Origin of the sequence: [Mycobacterium] stephanolepidis (assembly GCF_002356335.1) — a bacterium.
GTDB lineage: Bacteria > Actinomycetota > Actinomycetes > Mycobacteriales > Mycobacteriaceae > Mycobacterium > Mycobacterium stephanolepidis.
The window spans coordinates 498628-523500 of record NZ_AP018165.1 but is presented as its reverse complement, the minus strand read 5'-3'; the positions used below and the strand labels follow the sequence as shown (position 1 = coordinate 523500).

The following is a 24873-nucleotide window of genomic DNA, read 5'->3' as shown; positions in this document are numbered from 1 at the left end:
GAATGAGTACCGCGACGCTGTGCAATGCATCGCTCAATCGCGGCGGACGCACCCTGTGGCAGGATCTGGATCTCACGGTCGAACCCGGTGAATTCATCGCGGTATTGGGCCCCAACGGTTCCGGGAAGACCTCGCTGCTGCGCCTGCTGCTGGGTCAGGTGCCACTCACCCGAGGCACCATGAGCGTCACCGGCGAACTCGGGTACGTCCCCCAGCACCGGCTCGCCGACAACGCGCTTATTCTGCGTGCAGAGGATCTTGTCGGACTCGGAATCGACGGGCATCGTTGGGGTTTGGCGGCGTTCAACGGCGCCCGCCGCGCACGCCACCGCGAGGCGATCAAACTCGCACTGGATCAGGTCGACGCGACCCACCTGGCCACCAAGGCAGTCTCGTCGCTGTCCGGAGGTGAGCTACAGCGGGTACGCATCGCGCAGGCACTGGCGGGCGATCCCGCGCTACTCCTCTGCGACGAGCCGCTGTTGAACCTGGATCCGGCCAGTGCACAACAGATTTGCGCCCTGATCGACAAACGGCGCAGGAGCGCACAAACGGCGGTGCTGTTCGTGACGCACGAGATCAATCCGATCGTGCCGTATGTCGACCGAATCCTGTACCTGGTGGACGGACGCTTCCAGATCGGCGCCGTCGACGAGGTGATGACGACGGAGACGTTGTCACGGCTGTACCGCGCGCAGATCGATGTGGTGAAGGTACGTGATCAGTACGTGGTGGTGGGCGAAAACCAGCAGCTCACGTCAGAGTGCGCCGAGCACGCCCATGAGTAACTTCTTCAATCTCTCACTCACCGCCGATCTACTCGGGCGCGACTTCGTGCAGCAGGCGATCCTCGCGGCCGCTCTGCTGGGATTGCTGGCCGGGCTCATCGGCCCCTTCGTGATCATGCGCCAGATGTCTTTCGCCGTCCACGGCTCCAGTGAGCTGTCACTGACCGGCGCCGCGGCGGCGCTGCTGGCCGGTGCCAATGTCGGAACCGGCGCACTCCTCGGGAGCGTCGTCGCGGCAATCCTTTTCGGGATCCTCGGGCAGCGAACCAAGGATCGCGACTCTTCAATCGGTGTCGTCATGGCCTTTGGACTGGGGCTGGCAGTGCTTTTCATCCACCTGTACCCGGGACGCACCGGCACCAACTTCGCACTTCTGACCGGACAGATCGTCGGCGTCGGATACAACGGGCTGCTGATGCTCGTCGTAGTGAGCCTCGTGGTGGGCACCGTGCTGGCCGTCACCTATCGGCCGATGCTGTTCGCCACCGTCGACCCCGACGTGGCCGAGGCGCGCGGAGTGCCGGTCCGCACCTTGGGCATCGTGTTCGCGGCCCTCGTAGGCCTCACCGCGGCACAGGGTGTGCAGATCGTCGGCGCGCTGCTGGTGATGTCGCTGCTCATCACACCCGCGGCGGCCGCCGCTCGCATCACCTCGTCCCCGGCGCGCGCCATCGGCCTGTCGATCCTGTTCGCAGAGATCGCCGCGGTCGGTGGCATCGTGCTGTCATTGGCACCAGGGGTACCGATCTCGGTCTTTGTCACCATGATCGCGGTATCGATCTACCTGCTCTGCCGGGTCATCGGGCGGTATCGGCAGGCCTGAGCGGGCTAGGCTCGCACAGTGACGCGCATCGACCTGAATGCCGACCTGGGTGAAGGTTTCGGTGCCTGGCGCCTGGGCGACGACGAGGCCATGCTCGATGTGGTCACGAGCGCAAACCTCGCCTGTGGCTTCCATGCGGGCGATCCTGCGACATTGCATCGCACCTGCCGTGCCGCTGCCGCTCGGGGTATCAGCATCGGCGCGCAGGTCGGCTACCGCGATCTCGCGGGCTTTGGGCGCCGGTTCATCGATATCGCCGCAGACGATCTCTACGCCGACGTGGTGTACCAGATCGGCGCATTGGATGCGTTGGCCCGCACGGTCGGATCTTCGGTTACCTATGTGAAACCGCATGGCGCGCTGTACAACACAATTGTCCATCATGAAGTGCAAGCGGATGCGGTTGCGCGTGCGGTGCACGACGTGAACGCCGAATTTCCCGTGTTGACACTGCCGCACAGTGTATTCGGGGACCGTGCGCGCGAATTGGGGTTGCGGGTAGTGACCGAGGCCTTCGCCGACCGGGCCTACCGAGAGGACGGCACACTGGTACCACGCAGCGAACCGGGGGCGGTATTACACGACCCCGCTGCGGTCGCGGCGCGCATTCCCGCCCTCAGCAAAACCGCCGAATCGATATGTGTACACGGCGATTCCCCGGGCGCCGTGACAATCGCGCGGGCTGTGCGCGCGGCGCTGACAGGCAACGGAATCGAGCTGTCCCCGTTCGTCTAACGGTGGCGGCCAAACCGCCGCTGAAAAAGGGCCTTCGGTGCGATTATGAGGTCATGAGCGTCTTCTCGGCTCAGTACGGGGCCTATGCACTCGTCACCGGAGCCTCGGCGGGGATCGGCGAGGAGTTCGCCCGTCAGCTGGCGCAGCGCGGGCTGAACCTGGTGCTGGTTGCGCGTCGGGCCGAGAAACTCCAGGCCCTGGCGTCGACGCTCGCCGAATCGGCCGATATCGACGTGAAGGTCGTCGCCCTTGATCTGGTTTCCGAGAACGCTGTCGCCGAGTTGGAGAAGGCCACCGAGGCGCTGGAGATCGGGCTGGTGGTACTGAATGCGGGCGTGCTCGTCATCGGACCGTTCCTTGACCAATCACGTGATACCCAGACCAACCTGGTGCTGCTCAACGCGCTGCGCCCAATGCAGCTGACCCATCACTTCTGCAGCAGCCTGGTGCGCAGGCGCCGGGGCGGGATCATCCTCGTAGCCTCACTGGCCGGGCAACATCCCGTGCCGTATGAGGCAACCTACGCGGCGTCGAAGGCATTCGTCAGTTCCTTCGGCCAGTCCCTGCACACCGAGCTCGCCGGAACGGGCGTCGATGTCACCGTGCTGGCTCCGGGCATGGTCGACACGCCCATGATTCGAGACTCCGCAGTCGATGTGACAAACACCCAGCTATCGGTCACCGGTCCAGAACCGGTCGTCCGGGCGGCGCTGGATGGACTCGGAAAGAAGTCTCTTGTGATTCCCGGGGCCACAAACAAATTGGCGGACATAGCGTTCCGCGTGCTGCCACGTTCAGTCGCTGTCCGGCTCGGCGGCAGGATCATGCGCCAAATACTCACCGAGCCAGGACAGGCCCGCTGATCCATCGCCTAGCGGTGATAGGCCGGCGGCAGCGGCAAGCCCTTCTCTGCCAACACCTTCCGTAGGATCGTCGGGTAGTCGCTGATTATTCCGTCGGCACCCGCGTCGATCTGCGCCTTCATGGTCTCGGCGTCGTTGATGGTCCACGGAATGACCTTGAGCCCCAAAGCATGTGCCTTGTCGACAAACTTCTTGTCGGCGACCAGCGTGAAACCCGGGTCGCCCACCTTGCCTCCATAGGGCACGGTGTATCCCGGCGACAAGATGGTCGCACCTATCTGCTTGGCTCCGTCAATCGGATCCTTGACGGCCGCGGGGTCCACTCCACCGAGCCAGGGTGAGCCTGGGTACCAAGTAGTTTCGTCCCAGAGTGCGACCAGTGGGACATCCGGTTCGGCCCTCTTGGTCATCGGCAACGTGCGCCAATCGAAACTCTGAATCTCCACCTTGTCGACCTTGCCCGCCGCCCGAATCGCCTCGAGGATGACGTCGACAAACACCTGCGGCTCCGCCGATTTCTGAGGTTCGGCGGCCTCCACCTTCGTCTCTATGTTGTACCGCACATCGGCGTGATAGGAATCCGCGAGGGCGAAAACCTCTGGAAGCAAAGCAATCCTATCGTTCTTCACCACCTCTGCCTGCGGAAAATCCTTGAGCAGCTTGCCGCAATCCAGGGTGCGCAACTGATCGGAAGTCAGGTCCTTCACCAGCTTTCCGACATAGGGGAACTCTGAATCGCCGGGTGTCACCGGGGCGGTATCTGAGCATTTCGCGGAATCGATCACCGGATCGTGCCAGACCATGGGTTTGTGATCCTTGGAGATGACGATGTCGAGCTCGAGAGTGCTCACCCCGAGTTCCAGTGCTTTCGCGAAGGCGCGCAATGACTCTTCGGTGGTTTCCCCGCGCCCGCCCCGGTGCGCCTGCAGATCAAAAGACTTCTCGTCCTTATTGCCACAGGATGTCAGTGCCAGGGTAACTGCGAGAACGGCGGCCATGCGCTTCATGGCGATGAGGCTATGCCACTCTCACCGGGAAGGCACTCGCGTACACCTAACAGCCATCTTCCGTACACAGATGCCTTTACGGCGCCCTGCAATCAGCGTCGCTGGCGCGCGATCTCCGCGAGCACCACACCGGCGGCAACCGAGGCGTTCAACGATTCAACGGGCCCGGCCATGGGGATCGATACCACCGCATCGCAAGTCTTACGGACCAGCTGAGACAGACCCTTGCCCTCTGATCCGACGACCACGGCGATATCGCCCGCGCCGTCGAGATCATCGAGCTCGGTATCTCCGCCGGCATCAAGCCCCACAATGGTGAGACCCTTGTCCTGCCAATCCTTGAGTGTGCGTGTCAGATTCGTGGCACGCGCGACCGGAAGGCGCGCCGCCGCCCCGGCACTGGTGCGCCAGGCAACGGCGGTGACCGATGCACTTCGGCGCTGCGGAATGACGACGCCGTGCCCCCCGAAGGCCGCCACGGAGCGCACGATGGCGCCCAGATTGCGCGGGTCCGAGATGTTGTCCAGTGCCACCAACAGTGCAGGCTGCGCCTCCGCGCGGGCACGGGCCAGCAGGTCGTCGGGATGGGCGTAACGATACGGCGGGACCTGCAGCGCAAGCCCCTGGTGCAACCCGTTGGTGCTCATGCGGTCCAGGTCGGGCCGCGGCACTTCCAGGATCGCGATACCGGCGTCGGCAGCAAGCGACACGGATTCGGTGAGTCGCTCGTCGTTATCGGCGCCGACGGCCACATACAACGCCGTTGCCGGCACACCCGTGCGCAGGCATTCGAGCACCGGATTGCGCCCCAGCACCATCTCGGACTCATCGCCCTGCTTCAGTCGACGCTGCTTGGCGTCACTCACCTTCCGTTGAACAGCAGCACGTTTGGCAGCTGGATGCTTCGTCCGCTGTTCGGCCGGAGGTGTTGCGCCCTTGCCCTCCAGGCCGCGTCGGCGTACACCGCCAGAGCCGACGGTGGGCCCCTTCTTGGTGCCGGGCTTACGTACCGCGCCGCGGCGCTGAGAATTTCCTGCCATTGCTACTCTTCGTCACTACTCGTAAGGGACCACTGAGGGCCGTCTGCGGTGTCGGTAATCTCCAGGCCCGCCCGCTTGAGCCGGTCCCGGATCTCGTCTGCGAGTGCCCAATCCTTCTCTGCCCGAGCGGTTCCCCGCCGCTCCAGCTCGGCCGTCACCAGCACGTCGACGGCATTCAATGCGGCGGACGTCTCGTCACGCGTCTCCCAGCGCTCATTGAGCGGGTCACAACCGAGGATCGACATCATGGCGCGAACGCTCGACGCCGCCGATAGCGCGCCCTCATGGTCACCGGCATCTAATGCCCGGTTTCCGTCCGCGCGCGTGGAATGCACCTCTGCCAGCGCGATCGGCACCGACAGATCGTCATCCAGAGCCGCCGCGAAGCCCGGGGTCCAGGTACCTACCGGCACGTCGCCCACCCGAACCCGCACGCGGTGCAGGAAGTCTTCGATACCGCAGTAAGCCTTGACCGCGTCCGCGAGCGCGGTCTCGGAGTATTCGAGCATGGAACGGTAGTGCGCGCTACCGAGGTAGTAGCGCAGCTCGACGGCCCGAACTCGTTGCAGCACAGCCGGAATGGACAAGACATTGCCCAGCGACTTGCTCATCTTCTCGCCACCCATGGTGACCCAGCCGTTGTGCAGCCAGTAGCGTGCGAATCCGTCACCGGCAGCACGGCTCTGCGCGATCTCGTTCTCGTGATGCGGGAAGATCAGATCCATCCCGCCCGCGTGAATGTCGAACTCCGGGCCCAGGTATGACTCGCACATCGCCACGCACTCGGTGTGCCAGCCGGGCCGGCCGGGTCCCCACGGAGTCGGCCACGACGGCTCACCGGGCTTGGCGCCCTTCCACAGGGTGAAGTCCCGCGGATCACGCTTACCGGTCGCCACGCCCTCGCCCTGGTGCACATCGTCGATCTTGTGCCCGGACAGTTGCCCATACTCCGGATAGCTCAGCACATCGAAGTAGACGTCGCCGCCACTGGCGTAGGCGTGCCCGGTGTCGATGAGTCGCTCGATCAGCTCGACCATCTGGGTGATATGGCCCGTCGCACGTGGGGACACCGAGGGAGGCAGCACTCCGAGCGCGTCGTACGCCTCGTCGAAAGCGCGCTCATAGGTGGCCGCCCACTCCCACCAAGGCCGGCCCGCATCGGCCGCCTTGTTCAGGATCTTGTCGTCGATATCGGTGACATTGCGAACGAACAGGACGTCATAGGCGCGGGCGGTGAGCCAGCGACGCAGCACATCGAAAGCCACGCCGCTGCGGACGTGCCCAATATGGGGCAGACCCTGCACGGTTGCTCCGCACAGGTAGATGGATACGGACCCTGGCTGCAAAGGCACGAAGTCACGCACGGCACCCACGCGGGTGTCGTACAGCCGAAGCGGAGCGTGACCGGTCACGACCAGCGAGCTTACAGCGCTGTGACGAGCGCCGTTGCCACCGCGGCCAAGCCCTCGCCGCGTCCGGTCAGACCCAGCCCGTCGGTTGTGGTCGCCGAAACCGAAACCGGCGCTCCGAGGAGGCCGGACAGTAGCTCCTGAGCCTCGGCCCGGCGCGGCCCGATCTTCGGGCGGTTCCCGATGACCTGAACTGCGGCATTACCGATCTGGAAACCACTGTCGTGCAGCAGCTCCCGCACGTGGGCCAGCATCTTCGCCCCGCTGACACCCGACCATTCGGGCTGGCCGGTTCCGAACACTGCACCCACATCGCCCAGTCCAGCGGCCGATAGCAGAGCATCACACAGAGCGTGAGCGGCGACGTCACCGTCCGAATGTCCCTCGCAGCCATCCGCATCGGGGAACAAAAGCCCCAGCAACCAGCATTGCTTGCCCACCTCTATCGGATGTACATCGGTGCCGATGCCCACCCGGGGCAATGCGCTCATGGGGCTACCTCCCTACTCAGAATCGCCTCCGCCAGCGTCATGTCCAGCGCCGTGGTGATCTTGAAAGCCAACCGGTCACCGTCCACCACATGCACGCTCTCGCCCATCTGCTCGACGAGCGCGGCATCATCGGTGGCGATATCTCCCGCGGCCGCGTATGCGCGCCTCAGCAGATCGGCGGCGAACCCCTGCGGAGTCTGCACAGCGCGCAGGCCGGCCCGGTCGGGTGTGCCGCTCACATCGCCGGCCTCGTTGACCGATTTGATGGTGTCCGCGACGGCTGTCGCCGGGATAACCGCGCGACGGCCGCCCTTGAGCTCCGCCACGATGCGGGCGATCATGTCCGGAGGGGTCAACGGACGCGCGGCATCGTGAACAAGAATCCAGTCGGCCGCGTTCACGGCGGCCAGCCCGGCGCGCACCGAATCGGTGCGTTCGGCGCCACCCGGCACAATCGTGGCCGCCGGACCTAGAAGGGCCGCAGCCTTTTCCAACTGCTCCGCGCCGACCACGACAACTACCTCGTCGACGGCCCCGGAAGACAACAGACCATCGACACAACGTTCGAGCATTGTCCGGCCACCGACAGTGACGAAGGCTTTCGGAATATCCGCACCCAGCCGCACACCGAGACCGGCGGCCGGGACAATCGCCGCCGTCCTACGAGGCAGCTGCGAGCACCTCGTCGAGAATGGTGTCGGCCTTGGCGGCATTGGTGTTCTCGGCAAGCGCCAGCTCACCGACCAAGATCTGACGAGCCTTGGCCAGCATCCGCTTCTCGCCCGCGGACAGGCCACGCTCCTGCTCACGACGCCACAGGTCACGCACAACCTCGGCGACCTTCTTCACGTCGCCGGAAGCCAGCTTTTCCTGGTTGGCCTTGAATCGACGGGACCAGTTGGTCGGCTCTTCGGTGTGCGGTGCGCGCAACACCTGGAAGACCGTGTCCAGACCCTCGCGGCCCACCACGTCACGGACGCCGACGTACTCGGCATTCTCTGCAGGCACACGAACAGTCAAATCGCCCTGGGCAACCTTCAGGACGAGATACTCTTTCTGCTCGCCTTTGATGGTTCGGGTCTCGATCGCTTCGATCAGCGCTGCACCGTGATGTGGATACACAACGGTGTCTCCGACCTTAAATATCATCTTGTTTCGTGCCCCTTTCGATACCCAATTCTATCACGGCGTATCTCGGCGTGCGCACCAACGGTGCAGGTCAGGGGCATTGCAGGTGAACCCTCGGGGTTGACACGGTGACGTTTTCGTGCATCCAGCACCCCCTGGCGGTCGCGCCCGCGGACCCATAAACCAGCCCTCACAAGCGGTAATCCAGGTCACATCGGTTCCCCGATGCCAGACTGGGACACCGGATCCGGATGGATGCGGACCGTCTTAGCGCGAGCGACTCATCCCGAGTGCCCCGCTGTTTTCGTCGTCACGCGGCACCTACTACTGTCTATAGGACATATCGGCCGCAGGTGGATTTCGGACTATCCGGAGCCGCTTTCGAATCAGGGAGATGCCTGTGTTTCGCACTCGGTCCCAGCGCAGCACCGCTCGCGTGATGACACTTCTTGGCGCCGCGGTTCTCGCGACTGCCCTCACCGGCTGCGGCTCGGGGCAGATCTCGCAGACAGCGAACCAGTCGTCGGCGATCAATGGCGGCAGCGCCAACCTCGGCAAGCTCGCGTTGCGCAACATCCACCTCGTCGGCACCCCGGACCCGGTGAAGCAGCGTGCCGGACAGAAGGCCGAGCTGGTTCTGGTCATCGCGAATGAATCGGCGGATGTCAACGACAAGCTCACCGCGGTTTCCTCTCCGGACGACATCGGCAAGGTGACCCTGAGCGGCGATACCGACATCCCGGCGACCGGCCGTCTGTTCGTCGGAGCCGCCGAAGGCCAGGAGCCCGCCTCCGAGGCCAAGGGGCCCGAGGCCGCCGGCTCAGAAGGCAGCAACGGGGAGCACGGTGCCACCGTCTCCACCGAACCGGGAGCCGCCACGACAGAGGTCAAGGCACCAGAGCCCAAGCCGCAGGCCGCCTCTGATCCGACGATCAAGCACGGCAAGGCTCAGCTACAGCTGACGAAGGATCTGGCCGACGGCCTCACGTACCGATTCACCTTCACGTTCGAGAAGGCCGGAGACGTCACCGTCGCGGTGCCGATCGACGCCGGTCCGAGTGCACCTCGCCAGCACACCGCCAATGAGGAAGGCCACGGGGGCGGCGGACACTAACACAGTCGCACAGCGAGGGCCCGGAACGGCGATCCGCCGTCTCGGGCCCTCGCTTTTTTCGTGCTAGCTTGCGCCCATGAAACGGCTCTTCACCTGCATGGCGGCGGTGGCCACGATGGGCGCGACGCTGACCGCGCCTGCCGCACACGCGGCGCCCAAAACGGTGACCTACCGAGTCTGGGCAGAGTACGGCCCGCTGGTCGCGGCAACCATCGGCTACAACGAAGCCGATGGTTCCCGGCACGGTGCGATGAATCCGCAGTTGCCGTGGGGCAAGGACATCACCTGGACCGATGACACCAAGCATCCCGTCATCAACGTCACCGGATACAACACCGGGGACGGCCCCCGGATCTTCTGTCAGATCCTCATCGACGGCCAGGTGGTCGACGAGGACGACCGAGTAGAACTGGCCACCTGCAGCTACGCCACCGACGGCATACCCCGCGAGCATTGCCAACGCGGTAACTCCGGTTCCATTGTCGGCATCTTCTCGAAGGTCGAAGGAGACCCGTGCAGTCGCGCTCAGTGACGTCGACGGTGTGACGAATCGGCCCATTGCCCGCGGTCGTCGTGATAACTTCCGGCCCAAAGCCTGAACCGGGAGGACACCGTGAAGCGAACCCTGGCAGCGGTAACCGCGGCAACCGCAGTCGTTGGCCTAGCCCTCCCTGGGACCGCACAGGCCGCACCCCCCAAGGTGACCTACCTGGTGTGGGCAGCCGGTAAGACACCCGAAGCCGGCACCATCAGCTACGGCGGCTACAACGGAACGCCGCAGTCCGTCAGCGACGTCAAGCTGCCATGGTCGGTGACGGTGGCCTGGCCGTACCAGGACACCGTCAAGCAGGTGACGGCGATCTGGGGCTCGGGACACATTTACTGCCGGATTCTCGTGGACGGGCAGACCGTCCTGTCCAACGACGGCGAGAAGACCGTGAACTGCCAGGACCGCATCGTCCCGCTGCCCCCTGATTAGCGCGCCTGGAACCGGCGCCTGACCATCCGCACCGGGAACGCGATGATGTCTGCCATCGTCGCAATCGGCGACTTCTCAAAGAAGTTGTCCGGGAACGAAAGCTTGAACACCTTTTTGTAGACACTTCCCAGCTGCTTCGCCATCGAAGCCTCGTGGTACGCGATGCCGTACTTGTCGCACATCTTGCGAACCTCGACCGCAATCTCTGCATAGCGGTACGCAGGGAGGTCGGGGAACAGATGATGCTCGATCTGGTAGCTCAGATTGCCCGACAGAATGTCGATGCCCTTCCAACCGGTGAAGTTGGCCGAGCCGAGGATCTGGCGATAGTACCAGGCGGCGTGGCTCTCGTCCTCGGTCTCTTCGATCGAGAAGGTCTGGACCCCTTCGGGGAAGTGGCCGCACCAGATCACCGACGATGCCCACAGGTTGCGGACCAGATTGGCGGCGACGTTTCCAGCGAACGTGAACGGCGCCCCCGGGCCCGACAGCAAAGGGAAGATGACGTAATCCTTGAGCGCCTGCTTACCGGCCTTCGCGCGGAATCGGGCGATACCCGATCGCATGTCGGACCATGACTTCTCGCCGCGGATGAACTTCTCCGTTTCGAGCTCCTGAATCGCGGTTCCCCACTGGAAGAAGATCTGGAGGGTGGCACAGAAGACGGGATTAAGCAGCCAGATCGGGTGCCATGGCTGCTCCTCGGTCATGCGCATCACACCGTAGCCCTCGGCGTCGTGGTCTTTGCCGACGATGTTGGTAAAGGTGTGATGCACGTAGTTGTGCGTGTACAGCCAGCTGTCAGCGGCGATGGTGTTGTCCCAGTCGAAGTTCTTCGACGTGTAAGCCGGGTCCTGCATCCAGTCGTACTGGCCGTGCATGACGTTGTGCCCGATCTCCATGTTGTCGATGATCTTCGATAACGACAGAGCGGCAACACCGGCGAGCCAGGCCGGCGGGAACCAGCCAGCCCACAACAGCACGCGGCCGGCGAGTTCGAGCTTCTTCTGCTTGTTCACGATGCCGCGGATGTACGAGGCATCCTTCTCACCAAGGTCTGCGACGATGCGTGCCCGCAGGGCGTCCATTTCCTTGCCGAACTCCTCGATCTGCTCGGGCGACAGTTTCTTGAGGTCGTTCGGCCTGGCCGGGGGTGCGTAAGTAGTCGGCTTCTTTTGGTTCCTCTGCTTGGCCGCGGGTGCGAAAGTAGTCATTTTCGTGTCTCCTTCAGGGCTGTGGTTGAGGCTGGCTCAGCGTTGATCAGAGGGCGATGACGACATCGCCGACGGGCTTGTTGATGCAGAGCTTGACGTTGGTGTCACCGTCGCTGCAGAGGTCGCCGTTGAGCACGTTCTGGGTCGTTCCGCTGTCCTTCTTGCGAACACACGTGAAGCAGATGCCGATGCGACAGCCGTACTCCGGGGTCAGGCCCGCGGCCTCGGCCTGCTCGAGGATCGTCTGGCCGTTGTTGGCGACGGCCAGATTCGACTCGGAGAAGGTGAGGTCGCCCTCGGCGTCGTCTGTGCCGACGGTGTGGATCGGAGCGGCGAACTGCTCGAGATGAAGCTTGTCAGAGAGACCCTCCGCATCGAAGATCTCGCGGACCGCATTCATGAGCGGCATCGGACCGCACAGATACGTCTCGGCTTCTGCGTAGTGGCGGTCAACGGCGAGCAGGTGCTCCTTGCTGAAGTAGCCCTCGAGGTCTCCGTCGGACGCTTCGGTATACGCACGAAAGATCCTGACGCCTTCGTACTTGGCCTTGATCTCATCGATTTCAGCCTGGTAGATCACGTCGTCCTTGGTGAACGCGTAGTGCAGGAAGGTGATCTTTCCGATGTACGCCTTGTCGGTGAGCGTGCGCAGCATCGACATCACCGGCGTGATTCCCGAACCACCGCTGATCAGCAGGATGCTTCGCGGGTGCGGCAGCGGCAGATAGAACTCGCCTTGCGCGGCGGAGATCTGTACGACCAAGCCAGGCTCGGCGTTGGCCAGCACCCAGGGCGAGACAAGCCCGTTCGGATCTACTTTGATCGTGAGCTCGATCTGGCCGTCACGGCGGAACTGCGAATTCGCCGGCGAGTAGCAACGGGTGCGGCGGATGCCGTCGATCTCAACCGAGAGCTTGACGAACTGTCCGGCCCGGAAGCCTTTCCAGTTGGCGTTGGGCCGCAAAGTCAGAGTGACGCTGTCCTTGGTCTTCCGGACGACGTCGGTCACCTCGGCGCGGATCTCAGTCGTGGACCACAACGGGTCGAGCATTTCGAAGTAGCGGTCAACACCGTGAGGGGTCGTGGCCGCCTTGACGAACGAGGAGGTCAACACCCGACGTGCAAGCCGAGAAGAAGTCCAAGTCTGAATTTTGAGAGACATGCTTGGCTCCATTTCAGTTAACAGTTGTACACCAGTAACAGTATGGCAGGATGCCTTCGGTCGCAAGTTGTGCTGCTGCGACGCTCACGAACTGAGGATATTACGCCCAGTTCAGGGCATATATTTGTCGTAGTTGTGCACTACATTTTCCACTCGGAGCATCGCGGCTTCCCGATCCGCTCGAAGCTCTCTGAAAAAGTGCACAGTTGCATGCAAATCACAGAAACAGCAGGAAACATACGCATCACAAATGCTCGACCAACGCGAAGCACGGGGCGTGACTGACACGGAACCGCGCAGATATCTACCGCGCCCGATTCCGACAGATACAACCGTTCGCCACCCCTGGGCTGTGTTGACTCGGTCTTGTCACACCCGGAGGCTAACGTCGCGGTGTGGCCAAACCCCGCGCGCAGTACCGCTGTTCGGAATGCCAGCACACCACCGCCAAATGGGTGGGCCGCTGCCCCGATTGCGGCACCTGGGGCAGCGTGAGCGAAACCGCCGTGCTGTCGTCCATCGGCGGGCTCGGCGCGGTGCGAGCGGTGGCTCCGGCCTCGGCAGCAGTGCCCATCACCAGCATCCCCACCGACACCACCAAGCACCAGCCCACGGGTGTCTCCGAGCTCGACAGGGTGCTGGGCGGCGGCGTCATCCCGGGCTCGGTCAATCTGCTCGCCGGCGAGCCGGGCGTCGGCAAGTCGACGCTGCTACTGAAGGTTGTCCACCAGTGGGCGGCCTCTGGCAGGCGCGCGCTGTATATCAGCGGCGAGGAGTCGGCGGCCCAGGTTCGGCTTCGGGCCGAACGCACCGGTTGTGCGCACGACGAGGTGTATCTGGCCTCCGAATCTGACCTACACAGCGTGCTGGGGCATATCGAGGCGGTCAAACCCACACTGGCGATTATCGATTCGGTGCAGACCATGTCCACGACCGATGCCGACGGCGTGACCGGCGGTGTCACCCAGGTGCGTGCGGTCACGACGGCGCTGACCATGGCGGCGAAGTCCTCGGGGGTGGCGATGGTGCTGGTCGGCCATGTCACCAAGGACGGCGCGATCGCCGGGCCACGGTCCCTGGAACACCTGGTAGACGTGGTGTTGCACTTCGAGGGCGACAAGCACACGGCGTTGCGCATGGTGCGTGGAGTCAAGAACCGATTCGGCTCCGCCGACGAGGTCGGATGTTTTCAGTTGCGCGACAAAGGGATCGAGTGCGTATCCGATCCGTCCGGGTTGTTCTTGGAACATCGCGAGAAGGCCGCTCCCGGAACGGCGGTGACGGTCACCCTCGACGGTAAGCGCCCCCTACTCGGCGAGGTGCAGTCTCTCGTCACCACTTCGACCAACCCGTCACCGCGGCGCGCAGTGAGCGGGCTCGATCACGCACGTTCGGCGATGGTCACCGCGGTCCTGGAACGCCACGGACGAATTCCATTGGGTAACAACGATATTTACATGGCAACGGTGGGCGGCATGCGGATGACCGACCCGTCGTCGGATTTGGCCATCCTGATGGCGGTGGCCTCGGCCTACACCGACATCGCACTGCCCGCGAACATGGTGTTCATCGGTGAGGTGGGACTGGCGGGCGATATCCGGCGCACCGCCGCCGTGGGCAAGCGCATCGCCGAAGCCGCGCGGCTCGGCTACACCCATGCGGTCATTCCCCCCGAGGGGGACGACCTACATCCGGCCGGTATGCACCTGCTGCGCTGCCCCACGGTCGGCAGGGCCCTTGAAGTACTCTCCGAGGCGCGCCGAATCGAGCCGGAAAAGCGTCCGAGCCTCCGTCTGGCACAAGGACTTACGGACTGATGCCGAGCGTCCGCGAGGCACCTTCACCGTAGTGCGCATCCGGGTCGATGATCACGAAGATGCCCTGCGAACTGGCCACCAGCTCACCGTCGATTCGCGCACCGGCCGTCGTGTACAGCTTGCGTCCGACCCTGCCCTCGACGGCGGCGGCCAGATCTACCGTTGCTCCGACGGGAATGGGCCTGCGATAGTCGACCTCCAAATGCGCCGTGACGGCGATCAACTGCGTCACGATGCCCAAAACACCCTGTAGCTCATCGAAAATGGCCGCCATGACGCCACCGTGGATGACGCCGGGTCCACCCTCGAGCTCGGGGAGAACCTCGAACTGGCCGGTGACGCCGGCGCCCTCACCGGCGAAGAACCGCGTGCCCCACAGGTCCTCCTCGGATCCGGGGTAACTAAATCTCCGGGGCCAACCCGGGTTCAGTGCCGCCCCCGGAGCGGGGGCTTCCGGGCCGCGGCTAACCGGCTCTAGCCCCTCGGGCAACGTCCACGTCGACATGACCACGTAATCTAACTGCGGCGAACCGAGCCTGGAGAGGGAGGGGCGCGATGGACAACGCGGAAGCCAACGCACGAATGCGGGAGACCCTGGCCCGGCTAGCGCCGGGCACACCTCTGCGCGACGGCCTGGAGCGCATTCTTCGTGGTCGCACCGGGGCACTGATAGTCCTAGGCTACGACGACAAGGTCGAGAGCATCTGCGACGGCGGTTTCTCGCTCGATGTCGCTTTCGCCCCGACCCGACTTCGCGAGCTGTCCAAGATGGACGGTGCCGTGGTGCTGTCCACGGACGGATCGCGCATCGTTCGCGCCAATGTGCAACTGGTCCCCGACCCGTCCATCCCGACCGAAGAATCCGGTACCCGGCACCGCTCCGCCGAGCGAACGGCCATTCAGACAGATTATCCCGTTGTGTCGGTGAGCCACTCAATGAACATCGTGAGCGTGTACACCGCCGGCATCCGGCATGTGGTCATGGATTCGGCGACCGTCATGTCCCGGGTCAATCAGGCGGTATCCACCCTCGAGCGCTACAAGACACGACTGGACGAGGTGACCTCGTCGCTGTCCACCGCGGAGATCGAGGACTTCGTGACCCTGCGCGAGGTCATGACCGTGGCGCAGCGGCTGGAACTGGTGCGCCGGATCAGCCAGGACATCGAACTCGATGTCATCGAGCTCGGCACCGATGGACGACAGCTCAAACTGCAGATCGGCGAGCTGGTCGGCGATAACGACACCGAACGCGAACTGCTGGTGCGGGATTATCACGCCAACCCCGAGCCACCGACACAGGCGCAGATCGCGTCGACGCTGGAAGATCTGGACACGCTCTCGGACACCGATCTTCTGGACCTGACGGTGCTGTCACGCACATTCGGGTACCCATCGACCGTCGAAGCCCAGGACACCGCGATGAGTTCCCGCGGTTACCGGGCCATGACGCACATCCCCCGACTTCAGTTCGCACACATCGACAGGCTGGTCAGAGCCTTCGGGTCCCTACAGGGGCTCCTGGCCGCCAGCGCGACAGATCTGCAGTCGGTGGAGGGAATCGGGGCCATGTGGGCCCGGCACATCCGTGAAGGGCTGTCCCGCCTGGCCGAATCGACGCTTACCGAACAAACCGGCTAGGCCGGTGGTCCTGGTGGCGGCGGCGCGTCGGCGGGCTTCTCACCGATGATGAAAGGCACTGGCGCGCTGCGCAGATCTCCCAGCTGAACCACCAGCGAGTAGGTTCCCGGGCCGATGGCCGGGCGAGGCAGTGGGCAGTTGGGCGCGGAACCCATTCCGGTCCAGGTGACCTCGGTGGTCACCTGCTCGCCGGGGTTGAAGGTCTTGATGGAGTTCTCTTGCGACGGAGCGCAATCCAGATTGGCCCAGATCCGCTTGTTGTCGACACTGAACACCGAAGCGGCCAGCACAGCGGCACCCACGTCTCGCTTGCACTGCACCAGGCCGATATTGGTGACCACCATGGTGAACTTGGGCTGCTCGCCGGCCAGATAGCTGGGCTTATCGGTGGAGGCTTTCACCGCGAGCGTCGCATCGGGGCAATCATCGCCGGGGTTCAACGCCACCGGCGGCACCAATTCGGGCTTCGCGATGGGCGGTCCGTCATGAACGGGCGCATCCACGGGCTTGTCGGTCGGCTTCTGGATCTCGTTGGGCGGCAGGATGACCGGCTTACCGGCGGATGCCGCCGCCTCAGCAGGCTGATCCGCGGCCTTGGTGTCGGCTCCTGCACTGCCACCGACCAGCGCAAAGATCACCGCGGCGACGATGGCGACCACAACCACCGCCACACCGATCGCGAGGGCGCGGCGCCGCCAATAGATCTCCGAAGGCAGCGGGCCTGAGGGGTGCATGTCAATCACGATTCAACGGTAAGCGCAGGTCACTACAGGATGGCCGACCTCGCTCGGCGTGTCGGCGAGCTACACAGACTTCACAGTGCTAATTGAGGGCGATTCGGCAGCGCCGTTGCGGCACACCGAGCGCTAGTTGACGCAGGGAATGCCACTGCTGCCAACAACGGGCTTACCCGAGTCCGGTGGTGCGTAGTCCTCCGAACTCAGCGGGCCGGCCATCGAGCTCGCGGTGCCGCTGTCTTCGGCACTCAAGACATCGGACGGCGCAGAGTATCCGTCGCCCAGCATGACCCGAATTCGCCCGGGCGCCAATGTGGGATCCGCGCTGGGCTTCGCATCGATACCCAACATGGCGGACATCGTCTTGGCATCGGCATCAGCGCCCGCACCGTAATCGATGGTGGTACTGGTCGATTCGCCGCTTTCCGGATCCCGTACGTCACCTTTGGTGTAGCCGCGGCTCACCAGTGCCGACGAAATCGTTGATGCCAGACCGGACGTCGAGGTGGCATTCACGACATCGACAGTGCTCGTGGGCGTCGCGGGAGCAGACGCAGGCGCCGAATCCTCTCCCTTGAATGCGGCAGCCACCTTGGCCCGGATCGCCACCGGGTCGACGATGTTCACGTCGGCACCGTTGATGGTGTCGTACCGCACCACGGGCAGCGTCTGAAAGTTCACGTTGCCGTCAGCGATCTGTCCGATGCGCTGGAATTGCTTCTCGGTCCAGCCCTTTGACAGCACAACGTCCTTGTGGACGACATTCATCAGGCCGTTCAGTTTCGTGATGTCGGTGAGGGTCCCGGCATTGCGCAGCTGCTGCATCACCGAGATCAGGAAGGCCTGCTGGCGGTGGGTTCGATCCAGGTCACCGTTCTCCAGGCCATGACGTTGACGCACGAACGCCAAGGCCTGTGAGGCGTTGAGTGTTTGTTCTCCGGCCTGGAAGTTCGCACCCGAATAGCTGTCGTAGACGGCATTGTTCAGGCAGACGGTGACCCCACCCAGCTCGGAGGCCAAGTCGTAGAAGCCGACCAGGTTGACCTCGGCGAAGTAGTCGATGGGCTGACCGGTAAGCCGGTGGACGGCATTGAGGGTGGCACGCCGACCGGCCTCGCGGCTCTGCTGCTCCAGCGTCGCCTGATCGGTAACGCCTTCGTTGACGAGCTTGTCCGCCTCATTGGCCTTGGTCAGGCCATAGGCTTCCTTGATCTTGATGTGCTTGTAACCGGGTATGCCCTCGGCGGGGACCCAGTCGTCACGGGGGATCGAGAACGCGGTGACCTTGTTGTCGGCGCCGACGTGCACGAGGATCAGGGTGTTGGTGTTGTAGCCGCCAGCGTCCGAATCACCGGCATGCAGCTGGCTCAGCACCGCCTTCGGCAGGTCGTTTCCGTCCTGATCCTTCCGCGAGTCCAGACCGATGAGCAGCATGTTCATCGAGCCGTCGCTGGACTTACCGCCTTCGGCCTCGGCGCCGGAGGTGGGTACATGGCTGAACGCCTTGTAAAACACCTGCCAACCGGCGCCGGTTACCACCAGACTGGCGCAGGCCAGCAGGGCGAAGACTACTCGGCCGGCCGCGGTTTTGCTTACTGACCAGCGGTTATTTGATTTGGGTAGTGCGTGCTTTGGCCGCCTGCGACCAGTGTCGCGGCTCATCGGTCGCCACCCCCGTGTGGCAGCAACGTACACACTGAACTACCCATCCCTCCCCCAGAGAAATCTGCATTCCGTCTAATTCTCCCATCACGGGCACCGAGATGCCATGTGACGTTTACCGAATGCACGTTTACCTGGGGTTTTGAGATCTTTACTCGCCGATGTCGCCGACGTGGCCGTGTAAAACGATGCGTCCGTCGGCCAGTTTGTAGGTCAGGTACACGATGGCGAGCTTGTTGGCCTTGACCGCGTCGGCGACCACCTGTGAGCGCTGCAGGAGTTTGGTGCCGGTCTCTTCGACGTGGCGGGCCTCGAATTCATCGATGCGCGACAGTCCGTCCTTGCGGCCCCCCAGGATCGAGGGCATCACCCGCACCACCAGGTCCCGGATGTACCCGCCTGGCACCTCTCCGGTGTCCAGAGCGGCCACCGTGGCCCCCACCGCGCCACAGGAGTCGTGGCCCAGGATCGCGATCAACGGCACACCCAGCACCGCCACCGCGTACTCGATGGAGCCCAGGACAGCCGAGTCGATCACCTGACCGGCGGTGCGCACGATGAACATATCGCCCAGGCCCTGATCGAAAATGATCTCCGCCGCCACCCGACTATCCGAACACCCGAACAACAACACATTGGGGTTCTGGCCATTGGCCAGCTCGGCCCGACGCGTAATGCTCTGACTCGGATGCTGCGGAAAGCCACCCACAAAACGCTGGTTACCCTCTTTGAGTGCCTTCCAGGCGGACCTCGGATCAGCTGTCATACCCGTCATTGTGCCCTGACGAACTTTTGAGCTGGTTTGATGTCGCCGAACGAGACCTTCCGTGGCGCCATCCGGAGGCGACGCCGTGGCACATCCTCATCAGCGAGGTGATGCTCCAGCAGACCCCGGTGTCCCGGGTGGAACCGGTGTGGCGGGAATGGGTAGCACGCTGGCCGGTTCCGTCCGCGATGGCGAAAACCTCTGTGGCAGAAGTGCTACGCGCTTGGGGAAAGCTGGGATACCCGCGCCGCGCCATGCGCTTACACGAGTGCGCCACGGTGCTGGCTCGCGACTATGGCGACCAGGTACCCGACGACGTGGAGACATTGCTGACACTGCCCGGAGTCGGGGCGTACACCGCGCGGGCCATTGCCTGCTTCGGCTATGGACAGCGAGTTCCGGTGGTGGACACCAACGTTCGCCGTGTGATCGCGCGGGTGGTCCACGGCGTCGCCGACTCCGCACCATCGGTGCGAGACCTGCGAGACGCCGAGGCATTACTCCCCGTCGACAACGGGGCACGGTTCTCGGCGGCACTCATGGAGTTGGGCGCGCTGGTGTGCACCGCCCGTGCACCGCAGTGCCCGCTGTGTCCGCTCAGTTCCTGCACGTGGCACGAGGCGGGCCGACCCGAATTGGATACACCCGCGCGGCCGGTGCAGAAATTCGCCGGTACGGATCGCCAGGTACGGGGCCGATTGCTGGATGTGTTACGCGGCAGCAGTATTCCTGTGACGCGGGCACAGCTCGACGTGGTGTGGCTGTCTGACATAGCCCAACGCGACCGCGCGCTGGACTCCTTGCTGGTCGACGGATTGGTTGAGCAGACAACGGACGGTCGCTTCGCCCTGGCCGGCGAGGGCGGCTAGCCGACCGCCACCGCGAAGGTCTTGCGGTAATCGGTGGGTGTGATCCCGACACCGCGGCGGAAATGATGGCGCAACAGGATCGCCGTACCGAAACCGCTGCGCGCCGCGACGGCATCGATATCAAGATCCGTCTCCTCCAACAGTCGCCGGGCCAGGAGTACCCGCTGGTCGATGATCCAGCGCAGCGGCGTCACCCCGGTCTGATCGGTGAACTTTCGGGCGAACGTGCGGGTCGACATATGTACGCGCGCGGCAAGATCGGCGACCGTATGCGTCTGGTCGATGTTTTCGATGAGCCAATCGAACAGTCCGCCAAAGCCGTTGGTATCCACGTCGGGTACTGGCTGGGGGATGAACTGACGCTGACCACCCGCGCGCTGCGGCGGCACCACCATGCGTCGCGCGATCTTGTTGGTGATCTCGCTGCCCAGCTCGCGGCGGACCAGATGCAGGCAGGCATCGATGCCCGCGGCGGTCCCCGCGCTGGTGATCAGGTCACCGTCATCGACGAACAACACATCGCGGTCCACCGTCGCCGTTGGATGCCGGCGGGCCAGCTCATCGGTGTACATCCAGTGCGTGGTGCAGCGACGACCATCCAACAGCCCTGCCGCACCCGCGATAAAGACGCCTGAGCAGACGGTGAGCACTGTGGCGCCGCGGTCTGCCGCGGCGCGCACCGCCTCCAGCGCCTCCGGCGGGTACCCCTCGGTGTAGGTACGCGCCGGCAGTGCCACTAGATCGGCATCGGCGAGCCCGTCGAGCCCGCAATCGGGAATCAGTGAGGCCCCGACCGTCGTGCGCAGCGGAACACCGGGTTCCACGCCGCACACCCGAAAGTCGAAATTGGGAACGCCGTCACTGGTGCGGTCGAGCCCGAAGACCTCGCACAGAACACCGAACTCGAAAACGGCGACCCGATCGAGGACCAGCGTCGCCACCGAACGCAACATGGCTGAATATTATCGAAGGCCGTCAATTCCGCCACTGTTGGCGCGATATTTATCAGAACACAATTATTGCCATGACCATCTTCGCCGCCATTCTCGTCCTGCTATCCCCATTCGCCCTGGCGGTCGCACTGAGCTGGATCGCCCGCCGAAACAAGACGTTCCGAATCCACCTCGATCAGTTCCGGGTCGCCGCACCTCTGGGCGGAACCTTCGCCGACGATCGTGACCTGCAACGGCAGCTGCACGAGATGGAAGTGATCCACTCCCGGCGATAGCGGGTTACCCGGCCGCGATTGTGGCGACGAACTCGCAAACGGCAGCCCGATAGTGCTCGGGCGCGTCGTCGTGAATCAGATGCCCGGCCCCCTCAACCTTCACATAGGTTGATTTCCAGCCTATTTCGGCCATCTTGGTCATCTGCCCGGGCGGCGCCACGGTCACTGACGCCTCCATCAGTAGCGACGGACAACGCACCTGCCGCCACTGATCCCAGAAGTCACGCACTCCCCATTCCGCAGCCGTGGCTATCCATTTGTCGATGGGGCCGTGCAAGCGCCAGCCGCCGGGCACCCGGTCAAACGCCTCCAGGAAATACTGTCCCGCAACGGCTCCGAACCTTTCGGTGACATCCGCGGCCGACGTGAAGACGTCCGGCCAGGAGTACAGCCAGGGTTCCCACGGCCCCGTGGTGCCCCCGACGAAATCGGGGGCCATGTCCTCCACGACCAGTCCCGACACCAGCTCCGGATGCTCGGCGGCCAGGCACCACGAATGCAACCCGCCCATGGAGTGCCCGACGAGCAGAGCCGGACCGTCAAGCTCGCGCACCGCCTTCGCGAGCGCCTGGACATAACGCTCAGTTGAAATCGGTTGGGCATCAACGACGTCCCGCCCTCGATGCCACGGTGCGTCATAGGTGTACACCCGGCCCAGCTCTCGCAGCCAGGGCAATTGCCGCGACCAGGTGCTCCCGCGTCCCATCAGACCGTGCACGAGCACGATCGACGGTGCCCCCGCAGCTCTAGACAGACCGCCTTGATCGAACAGGCGGTCGTGGTCCATGTCTCTCATCATCGCCCTGTCAACATAAGCCCCGCTGCCGGGTAGCCTGAACCCATGTCCGTGGTGAAGATCAACGCAATCGAGATCCCCGAGGGTGCAGGTCCGGAGCTGGAGAAGCGGTTCGCTCACCGCGCCGGAGCAGTGGAGAACCAGCCGGGATTCCTGGGCTTTCAGCTGCTGCGCCCCGTCAAGGGCGAAGACCGCTACTTCGTGGTCACCCAGTGGGAATCCGAAGAGGCCTTCCAGGCCTGGGCCACCGGTCCGGCGGTCGAAGCACATGCCGGCCAGCAGGCCAAGCCCGTGGCCAAGGGCGCCCACCTGTTGGAGTTCGAGGTTGTGCTCGACGTGACCGGGGCCGCCGCCAAGGCGTGAACGGGGGTTTGCTGCGCACGCGCGTGACGCGCGCCGTTTCAGTGTGCACGGTGGCCGTGGTGGCGTTGTCGGTGGGCAGCACAGCGGGGTGTGGCATCAAACTGCGACAGGTGCCGCACGGTGATGTCGATACAAGCACGCCTCCGGGGCTGCGCTCGCAACAGCTCATCGACATGTTGAATTCGAACTGGCCGATCGGCAAGCAAGGCGTGGCGACATTGGCCGCCGCCAACAAGGTCGACGACTACACCGAGATCATGACCAAGCTGTGGGTGGACCGGCCGTACAAGGTGAGCTCGGTGGATCTCGCCGCGAACAGCTCCACCGTCCATCTGATCGCTCCATACGGCGCCAATGTGGACATCGGGCTGCGTACCAATGACAAGGGAGATGTCGACAGGCTGGTCCCGTACCAGCAGCCCCCGACGATCGCCGACTGGTCCGATATCGACACCGCGCTGTCCGCGTCGGGCGGGCGGTACTCCTACCGGGCCTCCAAGATCGTCAACGGACAGTGCGAGCAGGTCGCCGGAACCAACACCTCCGAATCTATGCCACTGGCTTCGGTTTTCAAGCTCTACGTGCTGTTGGCCACCGGTACCGCGATCAACGCGGGCACCCTCACATGGGATGAGCAACTCACCGTCACCGATCGCGGCAAGGCACTCGGAAGCTCGATGGACAAGCTGCCGACGGGCTCGACGGTCTCGGTGCGCACCGCCGCTCAGAAAATGATTTCGGTGAGCGACAACATGGGCACCGACATGCTGATCAACCGCCTGGGTCGCCAAGCGATCGAAAAGGCCCTCGCCGACGGCGGACATCATGACCCGGCGTCGATGACCCCCTTCCCCACCATGCACGAGCTGTTCAACATCGGCTGGGGCATACCGGATGTCCGTCAGCAATGGAAGGACGCCACCACACCCGCACAGCGCGGTCAGATGCTCGCCGAGGCGGACACCCACGACTACAAGCTGGATCCGGACCGGACCACCACGCCCGCATCGAAATTCGGTATCGAGTGGTACGGCAGCGCCGAGGACATCTGCCGTGTGCACGCGGCACTGCAGAAGGTCGCCGTGGGCGCGGCGGCCCCGGTCCGCGACATTCTGTCCGCAGAACCCGGTATCGACCTACACAGCGAGAACTGGCGCTACATCGGCGCCAAGGGCGGCAATCTGCCCGGTGACCTTACGTTCAGCTGGTACGCCGAGGATCGCCACCATCAGCCGTATGTGGTGAGCTTCCAACTCAATTGGGATCGCGCATTCGGTCCTGGCGCGGCCGGGTGGGTGATCGGCCTGGCCAAGGGCGTCTTCAAGAAGCTGGGATGAGCGCCCGCGCGAAGACCGTCACGCTCCGATGAGCGCCCGCGCGAAGACCGTCACGCTCCGATGAGCGCCCGCGCGAAGACCATCGGTTCGGCTGGCTAGCCGGTGACGGCCGCCTCGGCGTTGACGGGCTTGCGCCCGATCACCGTGGCGAATCCGATACCGATCGTCGCCCACATGATGGCCTGCGTCGTGAACGAGTACAGCCTGAACAGATACAGGTCATGCGCCGGGAACCCCGGATAGACGATCTTCCCGTCGGCATCGAGCAGCGGTTGCGGCGCCTCGACAAATCCGGGCGTAACTGCGATGACGAGCCCGACCAGCACGACGAACACCGCGGCGGCGGCGAGCGTGGCCGTCCAGGTATCCACGCGCTGGGAGAGCTTTCGGCCCACCCATAGCGCCACCGCGAGTGCGATCGCCGCGACCACGATCATCAGCACGAAGTACCCGGTGCGCTCCTTGATGGTGCCCTCGGCGCTTGCCGCAGGCGGATTGGCCGGGAACTTCAGGAACGGCACCACATACAACACCAGGAACAGACCACCGGCGACGGCTAGCGCCTGCGCACGCGGACTGAGGTTGCCGACGCGCCCGATCGCCACCACATAGGCCACCGCGAACAGTGCGCCCATCGCGATTCCGAATCCGATGACACCGAGTGCCAAGCCCGCATTTGCCTGCGCGAGACGGCTGAACAGTTCCGCACCCTCATGACGGGCGTGGACACCGGCCGCCTCGTCGAGTGCGGACTGCGCCTCGCCTCGGCCCTCCTCGTAGGAGATGGCCCTGTTGATGACGGGCTCGACGAAGATCCATCCGAAGATGAAGGACAGCAATCCACCCCATGCGCCGAAGCCTAAGCCGCGCAGAATTATTGACTTTTCCATGTATTCGGCCCGCT

General features: G+C 64.0%; 28 protein-coding genes. 13 read left to right on the top strand and 15 right to left on the bottom strand.

What is annotated here, in order from left to right:
- Window positions 1-2: 2 nt before the first annotated feature.
- Genes MSTE_RS02670 through MSTE_RS02655 form a run of 4 tightly spaced genes read left to right on the top strand, consistent with a single transcriptional unit; the run spans window position 3 to window position 3209 of the window.
- The gene (locus tag MSTE_RS02670) at window positions 3-788 is read left to right on the top strand and encodes a metal ABC transporter ATP-binding protein (RefSeq protein WP_096498766.1); all 786 of its coding nucleotides are present in this window, start codon (window positions 3-5) and stop codon (window positions 786-788) included.
- Window positions 781-1611 (top strand): metal ABC transporter permease, encoded by an 831-nt coding sequence (locus MSTE_RS02665; protein WP_096498764.1) that lies wholly within the window; start codon window positions 781-783, stop codon window positions 1609-1611. The genes MSTE_RS02670 and MSTE_RS02665 overlap by 8 nt, the downstream gene beginning before the upstream one ends.
- A gap of 18 nt (window positions 1612-1629) precedes the next feature.
- The gene (locus MSTE_RS02660) at window positions 1630-2346 is read left to right on the top strand and encodes a LamB/YcsF family protein (protein ID WP_096498762.1); all 717 of its coding nucleotides are present in this window, start codon (window positions 1630-1632) and stop codon (window positions 2344-2346) included.
- Between the two features lie 53 nt (window positions 2347-2399).
- Window positions 2400-3209 (top strand): SDR family NAD(P)-dependent oxidoreductase, encoded by an 810-nt coding sequence (locus MSTE_RS02655; RefSeq protein WP_157997615.1) that lies wholly within the window; start codon window positions 2400-2402, stop codon window positions 3207-3209.
- An 8-nt stretch (window positions 3210-3217) separates the two neighbouring features.
- On the opposite strand, the gene MSTE_RS02650 is transcribed toward MSTE_RS02655, so the two are convergent.
- The 6 genes from MSTE_RS02650 to MSTE_RS02625 all read right to left on the bottom strand — a co-directional run bounded on the left by MSTE_RS02650 (window position 3218) and on the right by MSTE_RS02625 (window position 8305).
- A complete protein-coding gene (locus MSTE_RS02650) occupies window positions 3218-4216 on the bottom strand; it encodes a glycerophosphodiester phosphodiesterase family protein (protein ID WP_096498758.1) in 999 nt (332 codons plus the stop codon).
- 92 nt (window positions 4217-4308) lie between these two features.
- The gene (rlmB, locus tag MSTE_RS02645) at window positions 4309-5256 is read right to left on the bottom strand and encodes a 23S rRNA (guanosine(2251)-2'-O)-methyltransferase RlmB (protein WP_096498756.1); all 948 of its coding nucleotides are present in this window, start codon (window positions 5254-5256) and stop codon (window positions 4309-4311) included.
- A gap of 2 nt (window positions 5257-5258) precedes the next feature.
- Entirely contained in the window at window positions 5259-6668 is a 1410-nt protein-coding gene (gene cysS / locus MSTE_RS02640; protein WP_096498754.1) for a cysteine--tRNA ligase, read from the bottom strand.
- A gap of 11 nt (window positions 6669-6679) precedes the next feature.
- Window positions 6680-7156 carry a 2-C-methyl-D-erythritol 2,4-cyclodiphosphate synthase gene (gene ispF / locus MSTE_RS02635; protein ID WP_096498752.1) on the bottom strand — a complete coding sequence of 159 codons (477 nt, stop codon included), beginning with the start codon at window positions 7154-7156 and terminating at the stop codon, window positions 6680-6682.
- The gene (gene ispD, locus MSTE_RS02630) at window positions 7153-7869 is read right to left on the bottom strand and encodes a 2-C-methyl-D-erythritol 4-phosphate cytidylyltransferase (protein WP_096498750.1); all 717 of its coding nucleotides are present in this window, start codon (window positions 7867-7869) and stop codon (window positions 7153-7155) included. The genes ispF and ispD overlap by 4 nt, the downstream gene beginning before the upstream one ends.
- A complete protein-coding gene (locus tag MSTE_RS02625) occupies window positions 7817-8305 on the bottom strand; it encodes a CarD family transcriptional regulator (RefSeq protein WP_005064991.1) in 489 nt (162 codons plus the stop codon). Before MSTE_RS02625 ends, ispD begins: the two co-directional genes overlap by 53 nt.
- A 379-nt stretch (window positions 8306-8684) precedes the next feature.
- Here MSTE_RS02625 and MSTE_RS02620 point away from each other — a divergent pair, with 379 nt between their 5' ends.
- From MSTE_RS02620 to MSTE_RS02610, 3 genes are all read left to right on the top strand, one after another.
- Window positions 8685-9398 carry a hypothetical protein gene (locus MSTE_RS02620; protein WP_096505353.1) on the top strand — a complete coding sequence of 238 codons (714 nt, stop codon included), beginning with the start codon at window positions 8685-8687 and terminating at the stop codon, window positions 9396-9398.
- Window positions 9399-9474: 76 nt separating this feature from the next.
- On the top strand, window positions 9475-9930 hold the full coding sequence (locus MSTE_RS02615; protein ID WP_096498748.1) for an MmpS family transport accessory protein: 456 nt from the start codon (window positions 9475-9477) through the stop codon (window positions 9928-9930).
- A gap of 81 nt (window positions 9931-10011) precedes the next feature.
- Window positions 10012-10377 (top strand): MmpS family transport accessory protein, encoded by a 366-nt coding sequence (locus MSTE_RS02610; protein WP_096498746.1) that lies wholly within the window; start codon window positions 10012-10014, stop codon window positions 10375-10377.
- Here MSTE_RS02610 and MSTE_RS02605 read toward each other — a convergent pair.
- Both MSTE_RS02605 and MSTE_RS02600 read right to left on the bottom strand, forming a co-directional pair.
- Complete coding sequence (locus tag MSTE_RS02605) at window positions 10374-11465, bottom strand: acyl-CoA desaturase (RefSeq protein ID WP_231897059.1); 1092 nt, start codon at window positions 11463-11465, stop codon at window positions 10374-10376. The genes MSTE_RS02610 and MSTE_RS02605 overlap by 4 nt on opposite strands.
- A gap of 172 nt (window positions 11466-11637) precedes the next feature.
- The gene (locus MSTE_RS02600) at window positions 11638-12753 is read right to left on the bottom strand and encodes a ferredoxin reductase (RefSeq protein ID WP_096498742.1); all 1116 of its coding nucleotides are present in this window, start codon (window positions 12751-12753) and stop codon (window positions 11638-11640) included.
- A gap of 395 nt (window positions 12754-13148) precedes the next feature.
- Here MSTE_RS02600 and radA point away from each other — a divergent pair, with 395 nt between their 5' ends.
- Entirely contained in the window at window positions 13149-14570 is a 1422-nt protein-coding gene (gene radA / locus MSTE_RS02595; RefSeq protein WP_096498740.1) for a DNA repair protein RadA, read from the top strand.
- On the opposite strand, the gene MSTE_RS02590 is transcribed toward radA, so the two are convergent.
- Window positions 14560-15075, bottom strand: coding sequence for a PaaI family thioesterase (locus MSTE_RS02590; RefSeq protein ID WP_096498738.1), 516 nt, complete (start codon window positions 15073-15075; stop codon window positions 14560-14562). The two genes, radA and MSTE_RS02590, sit on opposite strands and share 11 nt — an antisense overlap.
- Window positions 15076-15125: 50 nt before the next feature.
- Here MSTE_RS02590 and disA point away from each other — a divergent pair, with 50 nt between their 5' ends.
- Window positions 15126-16211, top strand: a complete 1086-nt coding sequence (disA, locus tag MSTE_RS02585; RefSeq protein ID WP_096498736.1) for a DNA integrity scanning diadenylate cyclase DisA — start codon at window positions 15126-15128, stop codon at window positions 16209-16211.
- On the opposite strand, the gene MSTE_RS02580 is transcribed toward disA, so the two are convergent.
- The 3 genes from MSTE_RS02580 to MSTE_RS02570 all read right to left on the bottom strand — a co-directional run bounded on the left by MSTE_RS02580 (window position 16208) and on the right by MSTE_RS02570 (window position 19376).
- Window positions 16208-16951, bottom strand: coding sequence for a hypothetical protein (locus MSTE_RS02580; protein ID WP_162291541.1), 744 nt, complete (start codon window positions 16949-16951; stop codon window positions 16208-16210). The genes disA and MSTE_RS02580 overlap by 4 nt on opposite strands.
- Window positions 16952-17077: 126 nt before the next feature.
- Window positions 17078-18610 carry an LCP family protein gene (locus tag MSTE_RS02575; RefSeq protein WP_096498733.1) on the bottom strand — a complete coding sequence of 511 codons (1533 nt, stop codon included), beginning with the start codon at window positions 18608-18610 and terminating at the stop codon, window positions 17078-17080.
- 151 nt (window positions 18611-18761) lie between these two features.
- A complete protein-coding gene (locus tag MSTE_RS02570; protein ID WP_070916726.1) occupies window positions 18762-19376 on the bottom strand; it encodes a carbonic anhydrase in 615 nt (204 codons plus the stop codon).
- 26 nt (window positions 19377-19402) lie between these two features.
- Here MSTE_RS02570 and MSTE_RS02565 point away from each other — a divergent pair, with 26 nt between their 5' ends.
- A complete protein-coding gene (locus tag MSTE_RS02565) occupies window positions 19403-20245 on the top strand; it encodes an HhH-GPD family protein (protein WP_096498731.1) in 843 nt (280 codons plus the stop codon).
- On the opposite strand, the gene MSTE_RS02560 is transcribed toward MSTE_RS02565, so the two are convergent.
- Window positions 20242-21198 (bottom strand): helix-turn-helix domain-containing protein, encoded by a 957-nt coding sequence (locus MSTE_RS02560; protein WP_096498729.1) that lies wholly within the window; start codon window positions 21196-21198, stop codon window positions 20242-20244. The genes MSTE_RS02565 and MSTE_RS02560 overlap by 4 nt on opposite strands.
- Before the next feature lie 71 nt (window positions 21199-21269).
- Between MSTE_RS02560 and MSTE_RS02555 the strand changes: the two genes are divergently transcribed.
- Window positions 21270-21473 (top strand): hypothetical protein, encoded by a 204-nt coding sequence (locus MSTE_RS02555; RefSeq protein ID WP_046252407.1) that lies wholly within the window; start codon window positions 21270-21272, stop codon window positions 21471-21473.
- A 4-nt stretch (window positions 21474-21477) separates the two neighbouring features.
- On the opposite strand, the gene MSTE_RS02550 is transcribed toward MSTE_RS02555, so the two are convergent.
- Window positions 21478-22260, bottom strand: a complete 783-nt coding sequence (locus tag MSTE_RS02550; protein WP_231896974.1) for an alpha/beta fold hydrolase — start codon at window positions 22258-22260, stop codon at window positions 21478-21480.
- Window positions 22261-22314: 54 nt separating this feature from the next.
- Here MSTE_RS02550 and mhuD point away from each other — a divergent pair, with 54 nt between their 5' ends.
- Entirely contained in the window at window positions 22315-22632 is a 318-nt protein-coding gene (mhuD, locus tag MSTE_RS02545; protein ID WP_046252406.1) for a mycobilin-forming heme oxygenase MhuD, read from the top strand.
- Window positions 22633-22673: 41 nt separating this feature from the next.
- Window positions 22674-23969: a serine hydrolase gene (locus MSTE_RS02540; protein ID WP_162291539.1), complete on the top strand. Its 1296-nt coding sequence runs from the start codon at window positions 22674-22676 to the stop codon at window positions 23967-23969.
- 95 nt (window positions 23970-24064) lie between these two features.
- Here the strand turns inward: MSTE_RS02540 and MSTE_RS02535 are convergent, their stop codons facing one another.
- Complete coding sequence (locus MSTE_RS02535) at window positions 24065-24859, bottom strand: CbtA family protein (protein ID WP_096498723.1); 795 nt, start codon at window positions 24857-24859, stop codon at window positions 24065-24067.
- Window positions 24860-24873: the final 14 nt, after the last annotated feature.

Coding starts and splice junctions, on each gene's coding strand:
- MSTE_RS02670 (WP_096498766.1), top strand. CDS start 3: ATGAGTACCGCGACGCTGTGCAATGCATCGCTCAATCGCGGCGGACGC.
- MSTE_RS02665 (WP_096498764.1), top strand. CDS start 781: ATGAGTAACTTCTTCAATCTCTCACTCACCGCCGATCTACTCGGGCGC.
- MSTE_RS02655 (WP_157997615.1), top strand. CDS start 2,400: ATGAGCGTCTTCTCGGCTCAGTACGGGGCCTATGCACTCGTCACCGGA.
- MSTE_RS02650 (WP_096498758.1), bottom strand. CDS start 4,216: ATGAAGCGCATGGCCGCCGTTCTCGCAGTTACCCTGGCACTGACATCC.
- rlmB (WP_096498756.1), bottom strand. CDS start 5,256: ATGGCAGGAAATTCTCAGCGCCGCGGCGCGGTACGTAAGCCCGGCACC.
- ispF (WP_096498752.1), bottom strand. CDS start 7,156: ATGAGCGCATTGCCCCGGGTGGGCATCGGCACCGATGTACATCCGATA.
- ispD (WP_096498750.1), bottom strand. CDS start 7,869: ATGCCGCCAAGGCCGACACCATTCTCGACGAGGTGCTCGCAGCTGCCT.
- MSTE_RS02625 (WP_005064991.1), bottom strand. CDS start 8,305: ATGATATTTAAGGTCGGAGACACCGTTGTGTATCCACATCACGGTGCA.
- MSTE_RS02615 (WP_096498748.1), top strand. CDS start 9,475: ATGAAACGGCTCTTCACCTGCATGGCGGCGGTGGCCACGATGGGCGCG.
- MSTE_RS02605 (WP_231897059.1), bottom strand. CDS start 11,465: ATGGACGCCCTGCGGGCACGCATCGTCGCAGACCTTGGTGAGAAGGAT.
- MSTE_RS02600 (WP_096498742.1), bottom strand. CDS start 12,753: ATGTCTCTCAAAATTCAGACTTGGACTTCTTCTCGGCTTGCACGTCGG.
- MSTE_RS02590 (WP_096498738.1), bottom strand. CDS start 15,075: ATGTCGACGTGGACGTTGCCCGAGGGGCTAGAGCCGGTTAGCCGCGGC.
- disA (WP_096498736.1), top strand. CDS start 15,126: ATGGACAACGCGGAAGCCAACGCACGAATGCGGGAGACCCTGGCCCGG.
- MSTE_RS02575 (WP_096498733.1), bottom strand. CDS start 18,610: ATGAGCCGCGACACTGGTCGCAGGCGGCCAAAGCACGCACTACCCAAA.
- MSTE_RS02570 (WP_070916726.1), bottom strand. CDS start 19,376: ATGACAGCTGATCCGAGGTCCGCCTGGAAGGCACTCAAAGAGGGTAAC.
- MSTE_RS02560 (WP_096498729.1), bottom strand. CDS start 21,198: ATGTTGCGTTCGGTGGCGACGCTGGTCCTCGATCGGGTCGCCGTTTTC.
- MSTE_RS02555 (WP_046252407.1), top strand. CDS start 21,270: ATGACCATCTTCGCCGCCATTCTCGTCCTGCTATCCCCATTCGCCCTG.
- MSTE_RS02550 (WP_231896974.1), bottom strand. CDS start 22,260: ATGGACCACGACCGCCTGTTCGATCAAGGCGGTCTGTCTAGAGCTGCG.
- mhuD (WP_046252406.1), top strand. CDS start 22,315: ATGTCCGTGGTGAAGATCAACGCAATCGAGATCCCCGAGGGTGCAGGT.
- MSTE_RS02535 (WP_096498723.1), bottom strand. CDS start 24,859: ATGGAAAAGTCAATAATTCTGCGCGGCTTAGGCTTCGGCGCATGGGGT.